Consider the following 1,016-nt stretch of genomic DNA (forward strand, 5'->3'; position numbering starts at 1 on the left):
GAGCAAGCGGTTCGTTGGTATAGTTGTATTGATGAGATAGTTACTTACACCCACCAGGAAGATTTTGGGAAAGTGTGTGCCGACGTGCTTCGTCGGTATGGCTTGCAAAGCAAGAGGATTGGTTTTGAGCTTGGCTGCTGGAACCTCGCGTTGGCAGATATCAATGCGCTTCAGGCGCAGCTTCCCGGCTTAAAGATCGCCGATGCGACTCGGCTGGTTTCTTCGGTGGCAGCGATAAAGGGCGAGCTGGAACTCAAGTGCATGCGCGACGCAATGCGCATGACTGACTTGGCAGTACGAACCTTCCAAAGCTCGCTACGGGAAGGTGTTACCGAATTGGAGATGGCAGCGACTATGGCGGCGGCCATCAGGGCAGACGCCAGCAACGCTGACGGTGGAGTTGGGCTTTCTCCCGGTACCATTTTGTTCGGGGAACGGACGAAGTTGCCGCATGCTCCTCCATCTCGTCATCCGATTAGTAATAACGAGCCGGCTTTTCTGGAAATCGGCGCATCAAAATACGGGTACACGGTAGGGATGGTCCGGTGCGCTGTGCTTGGCCGACATCCTGAGGCTGAGTCTTTGCACACCTTGGCCGAAGAGGTCATTGACGCCCTCGTTGGCGCAGTTAAGCCGGGCACCTCCGCGGCGGCAGTCGACGCTGCTGGCCGTGAGGTGCTTAAGCGATTTGGGAGAAAGGGAGTCTTTCGCCAACGAACCGGATACCAGACTGGCATTAATTGGACTGAACGCGGTGACCTGAGCTTGGAGCCGGGCGCGGAGGATATCCTGCAATCCGGCATGACCCTGCACATGCCAAATATATTGTGCAGTGAAAACGGGTACTTATTCGGGACTGGCGCTCATGTCCTAGTGACAGAGCGTGGTGCGGAGCTACTGAGCCAAACACCCCCCGCGCTCTATCGCGCATGATGCCTAAGCAAGTCGAGTCAGGGCGAAGAATAGATTTGAATGGGCTGGTACGGCATGAACTCATCTCAGATTTAGGGTCCATT

Annotated in this window: 1 protein-coding gene; it reads left to right on the top strand. The window is 55.5% G+C overall.

The window, feature by feature from the left end; all coding sequences use genetic code 11:
* Positions 1-933, top strand: a 933-nt coding sequence (locus NKH28_RS34290; protein ID WP_352981461.1) for a M24 family metallopeptidase, incomplete at its 5' end; no start/stop codon positions are given.
* Between the last annotated feature and the right edge of the window lie 83 nt (positions 934-1,016).

Origin of the sequence: Mesorhizobium sp. M1227 (assembly GCF_040318315.1) — a bacterium.
Lineage (GTDB): Bacteria > Pseudomonadota > Alphaproteobacteria > Rhizobiales > Rhizobiaceae > Mesorhizobium.